The 16,519-nt window shown below is 65.4% G+C and carries 17 protein-coding genes and 1 tRNA gene; 3 read left to right on the top strand and 15 right to left on the bottom strand.

All coding sequences use genetic code 11. The annotated features are described in order from the left end of the window. On the bottom strand, positions 1-4,116 hold the full coding sequence (gene rpoB, locus GGQ93_RS11720) for a DNA-directed RNA polymerase subunit beta (protein ID WP_183217176.1): 4,116 nt from the start codon (positions 4,114-4,116) through the stop codon (positions 1-3). A gap of 372 nt (positions 4,117-4,488) precedes the next feature. Here rpoB and GGQ93_RS11715 point away from each other — a divergent pair, with 372 nt between their 5' ends. Beyond that, positions 4,489-5,343 (top strand): alpha/beta hydrolase family protein, encoded by an 855-nt coding sequence (locus GGQ93_RS11715; RefSeq protein ID WP_183217174.1) that lies wholly within the window; start codon positions 4,489-4,491, stop codon positions 5,341-5,343. Between the two features lie 14 nt (positions 5,344-5,357). Here the strand turns inward: GGQ93_RS11715 and GGQ93_RS11710 are convergent, their stop codons facing one another. Beyond that, the gene (locus GGQ93_RS11710) at positions 5,358-6,038 is read right to left on the bottom strand and encodes a type 1 glutamine amidotransferase domain-containing protein (RefSeq protein WP_183217172.1); all 681 of its coding nucleotides are present in this window, start codon (positions 6,036-6,038) and stop codon (positions 5,358-5,360) included. A gap of 124 nt (positions 6,039-6,162) precedes the next feature. On the opposite strand from GGQ93_RS11710, the gene GGQ93_RS11705 reads away from it, so the two are divergent. Further along, positions 6,163-7,092: a CE1 family esterase gene (locus tag GGQ93_RS11705; protein WP_183217170.1), complete on the top strand. Its 930-nt coding sequence runs from the start codon at positions 6,163-6,165 to the stop codon at positions 7,090-7,092. Positions 7,093-7,216: 124 nt separating this feature from the next. Here the strand turns inward: GGQ93_RS11705 and rplL are convergent, their stop codons facing one another. The 5 genes from rplL to GGQ93_RS11680 all read right to left on the bottom strand — a co-directional run bounded on the left by rplL (position 7,217) and on the right by GGQ93_RS11680 (position 10,693). Further along, positions 7,217-7,603, bottom strand: coding sequence for a 50S ribosomal protein L7/L12 (gene rplL / locus GGQ93_RS11700; RefSeq protein ID WP_152950534.1), 387 nt, complete (start codon positions 7,601-7,603; stop codon positions 7,217-7,219). A 62-nt stretch (positions 7,604-7,665) separates the two neighbouring features. Then, on the bottom strand, positions 7,666-8,181 hold the full coding sequence (gene rplJ, locus GGQ93_RS11695) for a 50S ribosomal protein L10 (protein WP_183217168.1): 516 nt from the start codon (positions 8,179-8,181) through the stop codon (positions 7,666-7,668). A 303-nt stretch (positions 8,182-8,484) separates the two neighbouring features. Continuing rightward, the gene (locus GGQ93_RS11690; RefSeq protein ID WP_054765991.1) at positions 8,485-8,946 is read right to left on the bottom strand and encodes an NUDIX hydrolase; all 462 of its coding nucleotides are present in this window, start codon (positions 8,944-8,946) and stop codon (positions 8,485-8,487) included. 161 nt (positions 8,947-9,107) lie between these two features. Continuing rightward, positions 9,108-10,193 (bottom strand): AI-2E family transporter, encoded by a 1,086-nt coding sequence (locus GGQ93_RS11685; protein ID WP_183217167.1) that lies wholly within the window; start codon positions 10,191-10,193, stop codon positions 9,108-9,110. Between the two features lie 89 nt (positions 10,194-10,282). Further along, positions 10,283-10,693, bottom strand: coding sequence for a winged helix-turn-helix transcriptional regulator (locus GGQ93_RS11680; protein WP_183217165.1), 411 nt, complete (start codon positions 10,691-10,693; stop codon positions 10,283-10,285). A 52-nt stretch (positions 10,694-10,745) separates the two neighbouring features. Here GGQ93_RS11680 and GGQ93_RS11675 point away from each other — a divergent pair, with 52 nt between their 5' ends. Then, a complete protein-coding gene (locus GGQ93_RS11675; protein WP_183217163.1) occupies positions 10,746-11,354 on the top strand; it encodes an NAD(P)-dependent oxidoreductase in 609 nt (202 codons plus the stop codon). Positions 11,355-11,432: 78 nt separating this feature from the next. Here GGQ93_RS11675 and GGQ93_RS11670 read toward each other — a convergent pair whose 3' ends face one another. From GGQ93_RS11670 to GGQ93_RS16305, 8 genes are all read right to left on the bottom strand, one after another. Further along, entirely contained in the window at positions 11,433-11,960 is a 528-nt protein-coding gene (locus GGQ93_RS11670; protein WP_183217161.1) for a DUF2059 domain-containing protein, read from the bottom strand. 251 nt (positions 11,961-12,211) lie between these two features. After that, positions 12,212-12,901, bottom strand: a complete 690-nt coding sequence (gene rplA / locus GGQ93_RS11665) for a 50S ribosomal protein L1 (protein ID WP_054765995.1) — start codon at positions 12,899-12,901, stop codon at positions 12,212-12,214. A 4-nt stretch (positions 12,902-12,905) separates the two neighbouring features. Further along, positions 12,906-13,337: a 50S ribosomal protein L11 gene (gene rplK, locus GGQ93_RS11660; protein WP_054765996.1), complete on the bottom strand. Its 432-nt coding sequence runs from the start codon at positions 13,335-13,337 to the stop codon at positions 12,906-12,908. Positions 13,338-13,704: 367 nt separating this feature from the next. Next, a complete protein-coding gene (gene nusG / locus GGQ93_RS11655) occupies positions 13,705-14,280 on the bottom strand; it encodes a transcription termination/antitermination protein NusG (RefSeq protein ID WP_054765997.1) in 576 nt (191 codons plus the stop codon). A gap of 13 nt (positions 14,281-14,293) precedes the next feature. Next, positions 14,294-14,593 carry a preprotein translocase subunit SecE gene (gene secE / locus GGQ93_RS11650; protein ID WP_182714526.1) on the bottom strand — a complete coding sequence of 100 codons (300 nt, stop codon included), beginning with the start codon at positions 14,591-14,593 and terminating at the stop codon, positions 14,294-14,296. A 70-nt stretch (positions 14,594-14,663) separates the two neighbouring features. After that, positions 14,664-14,739: transfer RNA gene (locus GGQ93_RS11645), tRNA-Trp, on the bottom strand. A 96-nt stretch (positions 14,740-14,835) separates the two neighbouring features. Next, complete coding sequence (locus GGQ93_RS11640; protein ID WP_183217158.1) at positions 14,836-16,170, bottom strand: hemolysin family protein; 1,335 nt, start codon at positions 16,168-16,170, stop codon at positions 14,836-14,838. 95 nt (positions 16,171-16,265) lie between these two features. Continuing rightward, positions 16,266-16,400 carry a hypothetical protein gene (locus GGQ93_RS16305; RefSeq protein ID WP_260171207.1) on the bottom strand — a complete coding sequence of 45 codons (135 nt, stop codon included), beginning with the start codon at positions 16,398-16,400 and terminating at the stop codon, positions 16,266-16,268. Positions 16,401-16,519: the final 119 nt, after the last annotated feature.

Below are 16,519 nucleotides of genomic sequence, written 5' to 3'. Positions count from 1 at the left end.
TCAGCTGTTCTCCAGCTCCACGTTCAGACCCAGCGAACGCATTTCCTTGATGAGCACGTTGAAGCTCTCGGGAATGCCGGCCTCGAAGCTGTCGTCGCCGCGGACGATGGCCTCGTAGACCTTGGTCCGGCCGGCCACGTCGTCGGACTTCACCGTCAGCATCTCCTGCAGGGTGTAGGCGGCGCCGTAGGCTTCCAGAGCCCAGACCTCCATTTCCCCGAAGCGCTGACCGCCGAACTGCGCCTTGCCGCCCAGCGGCTGCTGGGTGACCAGCGAGTACGGGCCGATCGAGCGGGCGTGGATCTTGTCGTCGACCAGGTGGTGCAGCTTCAGCATATAGATGTAGCCGACCGTGACCGGACGCTTGAACTGCTCGCCGGTCTGACCGTCGTACAGGATCGACTGGGCCGACTTGTGCAGGCCGGCCTCTTCCAGCAGACGCTCAATGTCGCCGATGTGCGCACCGTCGAAGACCGGGGTCGCGAAGGGCACGCCCTTGGACAGGTTCTTCGCCAGTTCGATCAGCTCTTCCTCGTCTTCCGGCAGCGGGGTTTCCGGGCCGTAGATTTCGGTCAGACGGTCGATCAGAGCCTGCTTCTGTCCACCCTGCTGCCAGGCTTCCAGCAGACCGGAGATCTGCTTGCCCAGGCCGGCGGCGGCCCAACCCAGGTGGGTTTCGAAGATCTGGCCGATGTTCATGCGCGACGGCACGCCCAGCGGGTTCAGAACCACGTCCACGTGGGTGCCGTCCTCCAGGTGCGGCATGTCCTCGATCGGCAGGATCTTGGAGATGACGCCCTTGTTGCCGTGACGGCCGGCCATCTTGTCGCCGGGCTGAAGCTTGCGCTTCACGGCCACGAAGACCTTGACCATCTTCATCACGCCGGGGGGCAGTTCGTCGCCGCGTTGCAGCTTCTCGACCTTGTCTTCGAAACGACGGTCCAGTTGCTTACGCGCGTCCTCGAACTGGCGCTTCATCGCCTCCAGCTCGCCCATGGCCTTTTCGTCGTCCAGGGCGATCTGCCACCACAGGCCGCGGCTGACCTCGGCCAGCTTCTCTTCGGTCAGCTCGCCGCGACCGATGCCCTTCGGACCCGACACGGCGGTCTTGCCCAGCAGCAGCGGCTTCAGACGGCCGTAGACGTTGCGCTCCAGGATCTTGAGCTCGTCGTCGCGGTCCTTGCCCAGGCGTTCGATCTCGGCGCGTTCGATGGCCAGGGCGCGTTCATCCTTGTCCACGCCGTGACGGTTGAAGACGCGGACGTCGACGATCGTGCCGGCGACGCCGGGCGGCAGGCGCAGGGAGGTGTCGCGCACGTCCGAAGCCTTCTCGCCGAAGATGGCGCGCAGCAGCTTCTCTTCCGGGGTCATGGGCGACTCACCCTTCGGCGTCACCTTGCCGACCAGGATGTCGCCGGGCTGGACCTCGGCGCCGATGGCCACGATGCCCGCCTCGTCGAGGTTGCGCAGGGCTTCCTCGCCGACGTTGGGGATGTCGCGGGTGATTTCCTCCGGCCCGAGCTTCGTATCCCGCGCCATCACCTCGAACTCCTCGAGGTGGATGGAGGTGAAGACGTCGTCGCGCACGATGCGCTCGGAGATCAGGATGGAGTCTTCGAAGTTGTAGCCGTTCCAGGGCATGAAGGCGACCAGGGCGTTGCGGCCCAGGGCCAGTTCGCCCAGGTCCGTCGACGGACCGTCGGCAATCACGTCGCCGGCCTTCACCGCATCGCCCACGCGCACGATCGGGCGCTGGTTGATGCAGGTCGACTGGTTCGAACGCTGGAACTTCGACAGGCGGTAGATGTCGACGCCCGAACGGGCGGCGTCCACCTCGCCGGTGGCGCGCACGACGATCCGGGTGCCGTCGATCTGTTCGACGACGCCGTCACGACGGGCCACCACCACGGCGCCGGAGTCCACGGCCACGACCGCTTCCATGCCGGTGCCGACCAGGGGCGCGTCCGACTGCACCAGCGGCACGGCCTGACGTTGCATGTTCGCGCCCATCAGTGCGCGGTTGGCGTCGTCGTTTTCGAGGAAGGGGATCAGGGCGGCGGCGACCGAAACGACCTGTTTCGGCGACACGTCCATCATGTCCACCGCGTCCTTGTTCAGGAGCTGGGATTCGCCGTTGATCCGGCCGGGGACCAGGTCCTCGACGATCACCCCGTCCTTCAGTTCGATGTTCGCCTGGGCGATCGTGTACTTCGACTCCTCCATGGCGGAGATGTAGACCACCTCGCCCTGGGCCTTGCCGTCCTTCACGCGGCGGTACGGGCTCTCGATGAAGCCGTACTTGTTGACGCGGGCGTGAGTGGCCAGGGAGTTGATCAGGCCGATGTTCGGGCCTTCCGGCGTTTCGATCGGGCAGATGCGGCCATAGTGGGTCGGGTGGACGTCGCGGACTTCGAAGCCCGCGCGCTCACGCGTCAGACCGCCCGGGCCAAGCGCCGACAAACGACGCTTGTGGGTGATTTCCGACAGCGGGTTCGTCTGGTCCATGAACTGCGACAGCTGCGACGAGCCGAAGAATTCGCGAACCGCCGCGGCGGCCGGCTTGGCGTTGATCAGGTCGTGCGGCATGACCGTGTCGATATCGACCGAGGACATGCGCTCCTTGATGGCGCGCTCCATCCGCAGCAGGCCGACGCGGTACTGGTTCTCCAGCAGTTCGCCGACCGAACGGACCCGGCGGTTGCCCAGGTTGTCGATATCGTCGATCTCGCCGCGGCCGTCCTTCAGCCCGACCAGGATCTGCAACACCTTCAGCACGTCCTCCTTGCGCAGGACGCGGATCTCGTCGGACACCTCGGGGGTCTCCAGACGCATGTTCATCTTGACCCGGCCCACGGCCGACAGGTCGTAGCGCTCGCTGTCGAAGAACAGCGAGTTGAACATGGCTTCGGCGGCTTCCGGGGTAGGCGGCTCGCCCGGACGCATCACGCGATAGACGTCGAACAGGGCGTCTTCGCGGTTGTCGTTCTTGTCGATGCGCAGGGTGTTGCGCATGTAGGCGCCGACCGTGACGTGGTCGATGTCCAGCACCTCGATGGTGGTGAAACCGTTCTCTTCCAGCACCGCGATGGTGGCGGCGTCCAGCTCGTCGCCGGCTTCGGCGAAGATTTCGCCGGTCTCGAAGTTGACGGCGTCGTTCGCCAGATACTTGGTCACCAGGGCGTCGGCGGCCAGCGACAGCGACTTGACCGTTTCACCCAGCTTCTTGGCGGCGCGGGCGCTGATTTTCTGGCCGGCCTGGGCGACCACTTCGCCGGTGTCGGCGTCGATCAGGTCGAACTCCGGCTTCACCCCGCGCCAGCGCTCGGCCTTGTACGGCGTGACCCAGCCCTCGCCGCGCTTCTCGTAGGGCACGGTCTCGTAGAAGGTCTTCAGGATTTCTTCGCCGTCCATGCCCAGACCCATCAGGAAGGTCGTGGCCGGCAGCTTGCGGCGGCGGTCGATGCGGACATAGACCACGTCCTTGGCGTCGAACTCGAAGTCCAGCCAGGAGCCGCGGTAGGGGATGACGCGCGCGGCGAACAGCAGCTTGCCCGAGCTGTGCGTCTTGCCCTTGTCGTGGTCGAAGAAGACGCCCGGCGAACGGTGCATCTGCGAGACGATCACGCGCTCGGTGCCGTTGACGATGAAGGTGCCCTTGTCCGTCATGAGCGGGATGTCGCCCATGTAGACGTCCTGCTCCTTGATGTCCTTGACCGAACGGGCTCCCGTTTCCTCGTCGGTCTCAAAGACGATCAGGCGCAGCTTGACCTTCAGCGGCGCGGCATAGGTCATGTCGCGCTGAATGCACTCCTCGACGTCGTACTTCGGATCTTCGAACTCGTAGGAGACGTATTCCAGGATGGCGCGTTCGTTGAAGTCCTTGATCGGGAACACCGACTTGAAGACCGCCTCGATGCCCTGCTCCTTGCGCTGGCCCGGACGGACTTCGCGTTGCAGGAACTGTTCGTAGGAGGCGCGTTGAACCTCGATCAGGTTCGGCATCTGGACGGCTTCGGGAATACGCCCGAAGGACTTGCGGATGCGCTTCTTGCCGGTGAACGAGGTGGCGGAGGCGATCTGACCGTTGATGGCGAGATCGTGGGCGACGTCAGTCATTCAGTGTTTCCCATGGCGCGCGACCCGGGGAAGCCGCGCGTGAAATGCAGCAGCCGCGGCGCGCGTTTTCAGCGTCCGCAGCCAGGTTTTCGACGCCCACCCTCGGCCCGCTGCCGGACCAGGACGCCTGAAATGTACCGGCTCCCTGGGGGAGGAGCCGCGCCTTCGCTCCGGTCGGAGGGCGACGGACCGGGCCTCGGCGCTTGCGCGCAGACTCTTTAGGAGTGTTGCGGAACGCGGACATATACTCGCTTCCGCGGCGAAATAAAGGCCCCTGCCCCATATTTTCGCGCCCCTTTGCCAAGGCGTCTAAGGCGGATTGACGGACCGGCGAGTCGCGCCGAAGAGATGGCGTCAGGGGGAACCGCTCAGATGCAGAACCACGCCCGTCAATGCGCTGTCGCCTCGGCCTTGTGCGTCCTGCTGCTGGGCGGCTGCCTGTCGCTGGACGTGCCGGAGGACGCCTTCTTCTATCCAGACGCGCGCGTGGCGGCCGAAAAGATCGACCTGCCGACCGACGCCCCCATGGTCTTCCCCGCCGAAGTCGTTCGACTGAGGTATGCGGGCGGCGACATTGGGACCACGCGGATCAGGACCGGCCGCCGCGACGCGCCCCTGATCCTGTACTGCGGCGGCAACCTGTTTCGGCGCAGCAGCGGCGCCGGGACGGTCGCCAATGAGCTGGCGCCGTTCGGCGACGTGTTGATGTTCGACTATCCGGGCTATGGCGATACGGCGGGCCAGGCGGACTACGCCAATTTTCTCGCCGCCGGCGTCGCAGTCGCGGACGCGGCGCGCGCCCAGGCCGAGGCCGAAGGCCGCAAGCTGATCGCCTGGGGCCATTCCCTGGGCGGCCCCGTCTGCGCCCAGGCCGCCGCCTATATGAAAGCCGACGCCCTCGTTCTGGAAGCCACCACCCCCAGCACGCGTGCGGCGGTGGACACGATGGTTGGCTGGGCCCGCCCCTTCGTCCGGGTGAACATCGCCCCGAACCTGGATGCTATCGACGTGCCGGCGGCGCTCAAAACCTATTCCGGCAAGGTGGTGGTGCTGGAGGCCGGACGCGACAAGACCCTGCCCCCGGCGCTCAGCCGCCGTCTGGCGCGCGAACTGAGGACCGAGGGTCTCAGGGTCGAACATCTGCTCTTCCCTCAGGCTGACCATGGCGACGTGCCGCAACAGGCCGATTTCAAGCCGCGCATGGCCGCTGCCCTGGACGGGCTCTGACGGGCCCCTAAGTCTCAGGACTTCAGCAGTTGCAGCAGGGCCTCCGCCGCGTCGCGCGAGGAGGCGGGGTTCTGACCGGTAACCAGCTTGCCGTCCACGACGACATGGGAGCCCCAGTCGGGGCCGCGCGAATAGTCGCCGCCGTTGGCGCTCAGCACGTTCTCGACCAGGAAGGGCACCACGGCCGTCAGGCCGACAGCCTCCTCCTCGGTATTGGTGAAGCCTGTCACCTTGCGGCCGTTGACCAGCGGCTGTCCGTCCGGCCCGTTGACCGACTTCAGAACGCCGGGCGCGTGACAGACCAGGCCCGTCGGCTTGCCCGCCTTGGCGAAGGCTTCGATCAGGGCGATCGAGGCGGGATCGTTGGCGAGATCCCAAAGAGGGCCGTGACCGCCCGGATAGAAGACGGCGTCGAAGTCCTCGGCCTTGACCGAGGACAGTTCGACGGTCGAGGCCAGGGCGGCCTGGGCCTCGGCATCGGCCTTGAAGCGGCGCGTGTCCTCGGTCTGGGCGTCGGGATCGTCGCTCTTGGGGTCCAGCGGCGGCTGACCGCCCTTGGGCGAGGCCAGGACGATCTCGGCCCCGGCGTCCTTGAGCGCATAATAGGGGGCGGCCAGTTCCTCCAGCCAGAAACCGGTCTTCTTGCCGGTGTCGCCGAGCTGGTCGTGCGAGGTCAGCACCATCAGGATCTTCATTTCGGGGGCTCCTTTTCAGGCGTAACAGATGGGAAGCCGAACCGATCCGCCAAGGCCGCGCTTGCGAGGCCTGCCCGGCTGGGGCAAGCCTGCCGCCTCCCCCACCCCAACGGAGACGGACGGCATGAAAGCTTGGATCGCGGCCCTGGTCGTGCCCCTGCTGACGGGCGTTCTGGCGTTCGGCTCAGCCGCCAGGGCCGATTGCGCCTTGGGGCCGGCGGGCGCGACTCAAACCCGGACGATGGGCCAAACGCTGGGCCAGACTGGGCGCACGGTGCAGATTCACACGCCGCGCGGTTTCGATCCGCAGCGCCCCGCCCCCCTGGTCTTTCTGCTGCACGGCAGCGGCGGCACGGGCGCCGAAATTCTGGCGTCGTCGCGGCTGGCCGAGACGGCGGATCGGCACGGCTTCATCGTCATTGCGCCCGACGGCGGCATTCCGGTGGAGCGCGGCTTCGTCTGGAACGTGCCGGGCGTGCCCACCATAGCCGGAAAGATTCCCGGCCCGAACGACGCCGACGACGTGGCCTTCATGACCGAGACCATCGACGCCCTGGCCGATCAGGGCTGTGTCGATCGGTCGAGGGTCTATGCGACCGGCCTGTCGGGCGGCGGCCGGATGACCTCCTGGCTGGGCTGCGCGGCCGCGGACCGGTTCGCCGCCATCGCTCCCGTGGTCGGGCTGCGCGCCGGACGGCCCGATCGGCGTGATCCTCAGCGCCCTGATCCCGCCACCTGCCGGCCGTCGCGCCCCATGCCGGTGATGGCCTTCGCCGGCGACGCCGACACCACCAATCCGATCCAGGGCGGCGGCGCCCCATATTGGAGCTACACCATGCATGCGGCCGAACAGCGCTGGGCCCAGTTGAACGGCTGCGCGGCCCCGCGTCCCACCGTCTGGGTCACGGCCCAGGTCTATGAAGAAGGCTATGCCGCCTGCCGAGACGGCGCCGACGTCGTCGGCCGCATCACCGCCGGCGGGGGCCACAGCTGGGTCGCCGACAACGACGCCATGTGGGCCTTCTTCGCCGCGCGGACACGCCCGCAGAACTGATACGGACTAGGCCCCAGCCATAGCGCTAACGGGCCTCAAGCAGCGCGAAGCGCGGTAGGCCAACAAAAAAGCCCGGCGGTTTCCCGCCGGGCCTTTCCGATCTTCAGCGGAGCTGAGACCCAGATTACTTGATCTGGACCTTGGCGCCGGCTTCCGTCAGCTTCTTGGCGATCTCGTCGGCTTGTTGCTTGGAGACGTTCTCGACGACGTTCTGCGGAGCGCCTTCGACCAGGTCCTTGGCTTCCTTCAGACCCAGGTCCGAACGGACGCCGCGGACTTCCTTGATGACGTTGATCTTCTTGTCGCCGCCGTCGACCAGGACGACGGTGAACTCGGTTTGCTCTTCAGCGGCTTCAGCCGGAGCAGCGGCGCCGCCGCCGGCCGGCATGGCCATGGCGACCGGAGCGGCGGCGGAAACGCCCCACTTTTCTTCCAGCAGCTTGGAGAGTTCAGCGGCTTCCAGAACGGTAAGCGCGGACAGGTCTTCGACGATCTTGGCGAGGTCGGCCATTGTCAGTTTTCCTTCGGAGGATTGGTTTCAGAGAATGATGCAGAGATGAAAGGGTCCGCCGCTTACGCGGCTTCCTTGGTGGCGTAGGCGTTGAACACGCGAGCCAGCTGACCGGCGGGCGCTTGCAGCACGCCGGCGACCTTGGTCGCGGGCGCATTGAGCAGGCCGATGAGCTGAGCGCGGACTTCGTCGAGCGTCGGGAGTTTCGCGAGAGCCTCGACACCCTTCTGATCGACGACGGTTTCGCCCATGAAGCCGCCGATGATCTTGAAGCGATCATTGGCCTTGGCGAACTCGGTGGCGACCTTGGCGGCCGTGCCCGGGTTCTCAGCATAGGCGATGCCCACGGGGCCCTTGAACAGGCCGTGGTAGCCGCTGCCTTCTTCGGCTTCGAGCGCCTTCAGCGCCAGGCGGTTCTTGACCACCTTGAACGCGCCGCCTTCTTTGCGAAGACGGCCGCGCAGATCTTCCATTTCCGCAACGGTCAGACCCAGGTTGTGGGTCACGACCACGGAGCCGGCGTCGGCGAACACGCCCTTGAGCGTCTCGATCGACTCGGCCTTTTGTGCGCGGTCCATTGCGGTCTCCAGTCTTGGTATTCGCCGCCGGGCTTATTCCCGACGGCGGATTGGCCGAGGCGCCGCGCATCGCTGCGAAGCGTTCAGGCCGGTCTTATTGTCCGAAGGATGCGTCTGACGGCGTCCGTCCCGGAATGCGGGCTGACATCGGCAAGGTCGCGTCCCCATCTCCCCACGGCGCCAGAGGGCTCTCTGACAGTTACGGCCTGGGTGACCCCCACGCCCCGAAGTTCTCGGACAGGACCGTCAAAGGCGTGAACCTGTGACGGGAAAGCGCGCTCATACAGGCGCGGCCCGGCGAAATCAAGCCGGCTGTTCGTCCGTCGGCAGGGTTGCGGCGAATTCGAGGATCAAGGCGGCCAGATCCGGTTCGTTGACCGCCGCCGCCGCGGCTTGCGGCGTCATCCATCGCCGCTGGCGCTGATGGTCCTCAGGCCAGGCTCCGAGCTGGATCAGCACCTGCAGCGGATAGACGGAGACCACGCATTTGCGCTGCCCCCCGTCCTTCAGGGTCTTGGCGTAGCGAAAGACGCCGATGGGCGCGTCTTCGACCGCCCCCTTGACGCCCGCCTCCTCCAGAGCCTCCTGCACCGCCGCCTGGGCGTCGGTCTTGCCGGCCATACGGCCGCCCTTGGGTATGACCCAGCGTCCGGTCTGGCGCGACGTGATCATGAGGATTCGGCGCTCGCCCTCCTCCACCCGCCAGGGCAGGGCCGCCACCTGACGCATTTCCGAGCGCGCCGTGCGCTTGGCTCCGCTGGCCATACGTCAGATCCCTTCCACCGCAGAAGGCCGAAAGACCGGCCGAGACCCCTTGCCTCGTCCCCGGCTCGCCCGACCATCCGTACCAAGACGGTCGATCGACCACATCTTCCCAAACGTCATCCAGCAAGCGGCGTCAAGACACTGGTAAGCCCGATAAGGAATCAGGTTTGGCCAGGCGCCGTCGCCTCCTCGTCGCCCAGAATGTCCTGTCGGTAAATCATGGTGATGACGGTGTGCAGAACGAGGGCCAGGGGCGTTGCGAACAGGACCCCCAGCGGCCCGAAAAGCGTTCCTATGCCCACGACGGCGAAGATGCCCAGGACCACCGGCAGATTGGCGACGTTCTTCTGCACCATGGGGGTGATGAAGTTGCTCTCCAGCTGGGAAACGGCGACGTAAAGCCCCAGGGTCATCAAGGCGGTCTCCCAGCCCTGGGTCGCGCCCACCAGGACCGCCGGGATGGTGGAGACGATGGGGCCGACGATCGGCACGAACTGCGCCACGCCCGTCAGCAGCCCCAGACCCACCGCCGAGGGCACGCCGATCAGCGCCAGTCCCGTACCCGTCAAGACCCCGACCAGCACCATGGAGAACAGCTGCGCCTTCAACCAGCCCTTCAAGGCGCGGCCGCAGCTGTTCAGCACCTCGCGCAAGCGAGGCCGGTGAGTCTTGGGAGCCAGGGACAGAAGACCCTCGCGGGATTTGGCGGGCTCGATGGCCAGGAAAACCCCGGCCACCATCACCAGAACCAAGGTGGTGGCCCCGGAGGCGAAGCCCATTGCGAACTTCTGCGCCACTTGCAGCGCCTGCCCCGTCTGTCCGCCCAGACTCTTCAGCTGGTCCAGCAGTTGGGCGGCGTAGGGCTGGGCCTGGATCCAGGACTGCACCCGATCCCAGCCCTGAGGCAGCACCGCCACAAGGGCCGCGATCTGTTCGGCGATCTGGGCGCCAAAGAGGGTCAGAACCCCCGCCAGGATCGAAATGACGATCAACAGGGACAGCAGAACCGCAGCCGGATCGGGCAGCTTGAACCACCGGACGATGGGGTCGGCTAGGGCCCTCAGAACGACCGCGGCCAGAATTGCACCGAAAATCAACAACCATAGGGTGTGTAGCGTGACAATCAGCTGGCCGGCGAAATAGACGCCCACCAGCATCACGGCGCCGAAGGCCAGCCTTCCCCTCCAGGGATCGCGTCCGCCCTCATTCGCCGACGCGCCGTGCGCCGCTCTTCCCAAACCGAACATTCGCTTCCCTTGTTTCGCCTGCCTACAACGCCGCCGGAGCGGCGCCGTTCGAAGCGATGACGAAAAGAGTTCGACCAGGTCCGCGGAACTCAGGGACGGTCGCGCCCGTCATAGGCGGCCTGGGCCGCCTCCACCTCGTCCATATGGGTCTCCGCCCAGTCTATCATCGACTGCAGAGCCGCCAGAAGCGATCGGCCCAGGGGCGTCATGGCGTAGGTTACGGAGACCGGCACGGTCGGCGCGACTGATCGGGAGACCAGCCCGTCGCGCTCCAGGGCCTTCAGGGTCTGGCTCAACATCTTTTGGGACACGCCGTCGATCCTATGCCTCAGCGCATTGAAACGCATCGGCCCGTCGCCCAGGACGATCAGGATCAGGGTGCTCCATTTGTCGGCGATCCGATCCAGGAGCTGGCGCGTCGGACAGGCGGCGCAAAAGACGTCGCCGCGCAGTCGGGTTTCCAGTGGGTGACCAGGTGAGAGAAAGGTGCCGTCTTGCATAGCCGATTTCCATAACGCACCTGGTCTCCATTGGAAACCTATGGAGACTTTCATGAAGATCGCAGTCTTGGGCGCCAGCGGTCGCGCCGGATCGGAAATCACCAAGGAGCTGGCCTCTCGCGGCCATTCAGTCGTGGCGATCGCCCGCAAGCCGGAAGCCATTCCCGTAGCGCCCGGCGTGACGGCGCTTGGGGGCGACGCCTCGGACGCTGCGGCCTTGGCGAACCTCATCAAGGGATGCGACGCCGTGATCAGCGCCCTGCACCACGACATCAAGGCCGAGACCCTGCTTCAGGCGCTGAAGACTGCGGGCGTGCCTCGCCTTCTGGTCACCGGCGGCGCGGGCAGCCTGGAGGTCGCGCCGGGTCTTCGCCTGATCGACACTCCCGATTTTCCGGAAGAATTCAAACCCTACGCCCTGCCCGGCGTCGCCTTCCTGGAGGATCTGCGGGGCGAGACCGAAATCGACTGGACCTTCTTCTCCCCTGCGGCCTTCATCGAGGAAGGACCGCGCCTGGGCGTCTTCCGCACGGGAACCGATCAGTTGATCGTCGACGCCAAGGGACAGAGCCGCATCAGCTTCGCCGACTACGCCATCGCCATGGTGGATGAGTTGGAGCAGCACAACCACTCGCGATCGCGTTTCACCGCGGCCTATTGAGGGCTGGGCGGCGGGTCTTGATCCGCCGCCGTCTTCCAGGTCACAGGTGAAACAGTCCCCGTGATCGTCGCCTGAAAATCACCGCCCCACGGCTTGAGACATCGCCGCCTTCAATTCACGGCGCTGTTCGGCTGTGCATTCGAACTCGTCGCAGAGCACATTGCCCATCTCGGCCATGATTTCCGGCATGATCGCCTGGACCGCCTCCGCCAAACGCGGCGCGGCTTGATAGCTCTTGGTCACCATGGAGCGGCCGACGTCGCTCTGATAGAAGTCGACCAGGGCCTGGAGTTCTTCCAGAGTGAAGATGTCTGCGTAGATCGGCGCCATGGCCTCGAACATGCGCGGCATCATGCGCGCCGTCACCTCCCCCATGACCGCACGGAACTTGGCGGCCTCATCTTCGGACATGCCTTCGAGCTCGGCGGGCATCATCATCGACGTCATCTGACCCAGGGCGGCGCCCAGTTCCTCTCCTTGCATCAAGGAGACGAACTTGTTTGCGAGCGCCAGCCGCGCCGCGCCGTCATCGCGCGTCTCGGCCAGGGCGGCCGGCGCGCAGAACAGTGTCAGGGCCAACATCAGCCCGCCGAAAACGTGTCTCATCCTAAACCCCCGGTTAGACGCCCACCCTGCCGGGCCGTCCGGTTCGAGACAAGAAAAAAGCGGCGGGGATCGCTCCCCGCCGCTCTTCGTACCGATCGTCTTTCGACGCAGACGGCTTAGAGCATGATCGTTTCGGACGGAACCGCTTCGCGGTTCCGACAGAAGCGTGAATCATGCTCTCGCTTCAATCTGGAGCCTGATTCACCGTTTCAGCGGAACCGCGAAGCGGTTCCTCATCAACGGATCAGGCTCTAGGCGCCCAGCGAGGCCGGATCGACCTTGAAGCCCGGGCCCATCGTCGACGACAGGCTGATGCGCTTCACATAGGTGCCCTTGGCGCCCGACGGCTTGGCGCGGACCAGGGCGTCCACGATGGCCTTTACGTTGGCCTCCAGAGCTTCCTGGGTGAAGGAGACTTTGCCGACGCCGGCGTGGACGATGCCCGCCTTCTCGACGCGGAACTCGACCGCGCCGCCCTTGGCGTCCTTGACGGCCTGGGCGACGTTCGGGGTCACGGTGCCGACCTTGGGGTTCGGCATCAGGCCGCGCGGGCCCAGCACCTTACCCAGACGGCCGACCAGGGCCATCATGTCCGGCGAGGCGATCACGCGGTCGAACTCCATGAAGCCGCCGGCGATCTTCTCGTACAGGTCTTCGGCGCCGACGTGCTCGGCGCCGGCCGCGACGGCTTCAGCGGCCTTGGCGTCCTTGGCGAAGACGGCGACGCGGACGTCACGGCCGGTGCCGGACGGCAGGTTGACCACACCGCGGACCTGCTGGTCGGCGTGACGCGGATCGACGCCCAGGTTGACGGCGATTTCCAGGGACTCGTCGAACTTGGCCTTGGCGTTTTCCTTGGCCAGCTTGATGGCGTCGGAGAAAGGCAGCAGGTCTTGGGTGACGCCGGTGCGGGCCTTCTGGGCCTTGGTTTGCTTGGCCATGTGCTTAGCCCTCCACCACTTCGAGGCCCATCGCGCGGGCGGAGCCTTCGATGATCTTGGTCGCCGCGTCCAGGTCGTTGGCGTTCAGATCCTTCATCTTCTTCTCGGCGATCTCGCGCAGCTGGGCCACGGTGATCTTGCCGGCCACTTCACGACCGACCAGCTTGGAGCCCGACTTCAGGCCGGTGGCCTGTTTCAGGTACCAGGTCGCCGGCGGCGTCTTGGTGACGAAGGTGAACGACTTGTCCTGATAGACGGTGATGACGGTCGGAAGCGGGGTGCCCTTGGCTTCCTTCTCGGTGCGCGCATTGAACTCCTTGCAGAAGCCCATGATGTTCACGCCGCGCTGACCCAGAGCCGGGCCGATCGGGGGCGAAGGCGTGGCCGAACCGGCCGGCACTTGCAGCTTGATATAGCCGAGAATCTTCTTGGCCATTGGTCTCTCCTATGAATGACCCGACGAACGAACGACGAGCCGGTGAGCCGTGGTGCGGCATGGCGGCCTCCCACGGATTTGACGCTCCACGAGCCGAGGCCCGCCGAGCGAAGGCGCGCGTGTAACAGAGCGGGACTGGAAAGGCAAACGCGACTGGCGCTCCCATCCCCCGCTTCGTCATCCTCGGGCTTCACCCGAAGTCCGGACGCGGATCGGGCTGTGCGTCGTCCGAGGCGCAATGCGAGGCGACTGACGATCCGATCCTCGGATCAAGCCCGAGGATGACGGCGGGAAACGATCCACACGCCACAACGAAAAAAGCCGCGCCCAGTCGGACGCGGCTTCAAATCTCGGCAGGGGCGCGGCTTCAGCCCGCGACCTTCTCCACCTGGCCGTATTCCAGCTCGACCGGCGTGGCGCGGCCGAAGATGGAGACGGCGACGCGAAGGCGGGCCTGTTCTTCGTCGACGCTCTCGACCGAGCCGTCGAAGCTGGCGAACGGGCCGTCGATGACCTTGACCTTCTCGCCGATGTCGAAGCGGATGGTGGGCTTGGGACGTTCGACGCCCTCTTCCACCTGGCCGATGATGTTCTGAACCTCACGTTCCGAGACCGGCAGGGGTTTGGTGCCGCCGGCGGCGCCCAGGAAGCCGGTGACCTTCGGCGTGTTCTTGACCAGGTGATAGGCCTGGTCGGTCATTTCCATCTTCACCAGCACATAGCCGGGGAAGAACTTGCGTTCCGAGTTCACCTTGCGGCCGCGACGGATCTCGACGACGTCCTCGGTCGGCACTAGGATTTCGGAGAAGGCGTCTTCCAGCCCCTGTTGCTTGGCCTGCTCGCGCAGTTGCTCCGCCACCTTCTTCTCGAAGTTCGAGTAGGCGTTGACGATATACCACTTGTGGCGCGGGTTGGCGGGCTTTGCGGGCGCTGCATCGGTCATGGGCGCGTCTTTCTCAGGATCCGAGAGCGATGATGTAGCGGAAGGCGAAACCAAGGCCGGTGTCCACGACCCAGAAGAAGATCGAGGCGATCACCACCATGATGAAGACCATCACCGAGGTGATCCAGGTCTCCTTGCGGGTCGGCCACACGATCTTGCGGCCCTCGGCGCGAACCTGGCTGAAGAACTGCGCCGGGCTGGTGCGGGGCTTCTTGGGCTCGATCGGATCGACGACGACGGTGGCGCCGGCCGCGACGGCCTGGGGCTTGGAGCCGGCCTGGGGCCGCTTGCCGGGTGATTTGGCCTTGGCCATCAGTTGCTCTTCACACAATTGTTCCTGTCGCCCCAGATGGGTAGTCCCATCCGGAAGCGACAGGGGGGATTGGCAGGAGTTGGGGGACTCGAACCCACGACCCCCGGTTTTGGAGACCGGTGCTCTACCAGCTGAGCTAAACTCCTAGACAATCGCGCGAACCGTCCGGCCCGCGCGTTCGCCAGAGGGGGGCGTATGCCCCACGCCGCCGGTCATTTCAAGGGCGATGTCGCAGTTCCGCTTCAGTCTTCCAGATGGGCGGCGATGGCTTCCCGCTCGGCCTCGGCCTTCACCAGTTCCTTGAAGATCAGCTTGTCGATGCGGCGGTCGTCCATATCGACCACCTCGACCTCGAATCGGCCGACCTGCAAAATCTCGCCCTCGTCCGGGACGCGCGAAATCTGATGCAGAATCAGGCCCGCGACGGTGTGGAAACCCTCGTGCTCGCCGAAGTCCTCGCCCAGGGTGTCGGCGAGATCGTCGAGATCGGTCTGTCCGTCCACCAGCCAGCTGCCGTCGGGGCGCTGATGAATCCAGGCGTCGTCTTCATCGTGGCCCTCGTTGAAGTCGCCCGCGATCATTTCCAGAATGTCGGTGGCGGTGACGACGCCTTCGAAGGCGCCGAACTCATCGACGATGAAGGCCATATGGACCTTGGAGCCCTTCAGGATCTCCAGGGCCTTCAGGACCGAGGTCGATTGCGGAATGAAGGCCGGCTCGGCCACCAGGGGTTCGACGTCGAACTCGCCGTCCGTCAGCAGGGCGTCCAGCAGATCCTTCTTGTGCACCACCCCCAGGGGATTATCGACGTCGCTCTCGCGCGCCACCACGATGCGGGAATAGGGGCAGGTGCGGATCTCTTCGCGCAGCACCGGCTCGGGATCGTCCAGGGCGATCCAGAAGACTTCATGGCGCGGCGTCATGGCCACCCGCACGGGCCGGTCGCCCAGGCGCAGGATTTCCTCGATCATCACCTGTTCTTCGGGCTCGATCAGACCCGCGGAAGTGCCTTCGGCCAGGATCGTCGCCACCTCTTCCTGGGTGACGTCCGAACCGTCGCGATCCTTGACGCCCAGAATCTTCAGAATGCCCGAGGTCGAGGCCGTCAGCAGCAGAACAAAGGGTTTCAGGGCGACGGCCAGGGTCGAGATCGGCCCGGCCATCTTCGCCGCAATGGTTTCAGGAAAGATCAGGGCCAGCCGCTTGGGCACCAGTTCGCCGACGATCAGCGAGACATAGGTGATGCAGACCACGACGAGAGCCGTGGAGAAGATCTCCGTATAGGCCGACAGGGCCGGGAAGCTGACCTCCAGAATATGGTCCAGTTCGGCGGCGATGGTGGCCTGACCATAGGCGCCCGCCAGAATGCCGATCAGGGTGATGCCCACCTGGACCGCCGACAGGAACTGCGTCGGCTCCTCCGACAGTTTCAGCGCCTTGCGCGCCCCGCGATCTCCCTTTTCCGCTCGGCTTTGAAGGCGGGATTTCCGCGAGGAGACCACGGCCAACTCGGTCATGGCGAACAGGCCGTTGAGCACCACAAGGAGCAGAACGACGGCAATAGCGATGAGTAACATCTAGGGGTTTTTGGAGACCGACGCGGCGCGACATTCGGCGTCCGCGCGCTTATGCTATGACAGATTGGCGCGCGACGCCACGCTTTCCTTGAGGTTCAGCCTGACCGGCCGACCTCTATCGCCCCATAGGCGCCGGAGGTCGGAGCGTGACCGGCGTCATAGGCGCCGGCGCAGGCGCTCATGCCCAGAAGCGTGCCGATGAACAGACCGGTGCGAAGCGCACGTCGCATAGGGTTACCAATCGCTTAATTCCGACGATCAGCATAAACGATGGATTAAGATTTGGTTCAAGGCGGCGCCCGCCAAAGGCGAAAAACACGCGCCGACAGAGCCGATACGCGACCACGGG

Origin of the sequence: Brevundimonas aurantiaca (assembly GCF_014199955.1) — a bacterium.
Classification (GTDB): Bacteria; Pseudomonadota; Alphaproteobacteria; order Caulobacterales; family Caulobacteraceae; genus Brevundimonas; species Brevundimonas aurantiaca.
The sequence above is the reverse complement of the archived record's forward strand: the minus strand, read 5'-3'. Positions and strand labels throughout refer to the sequence as shown.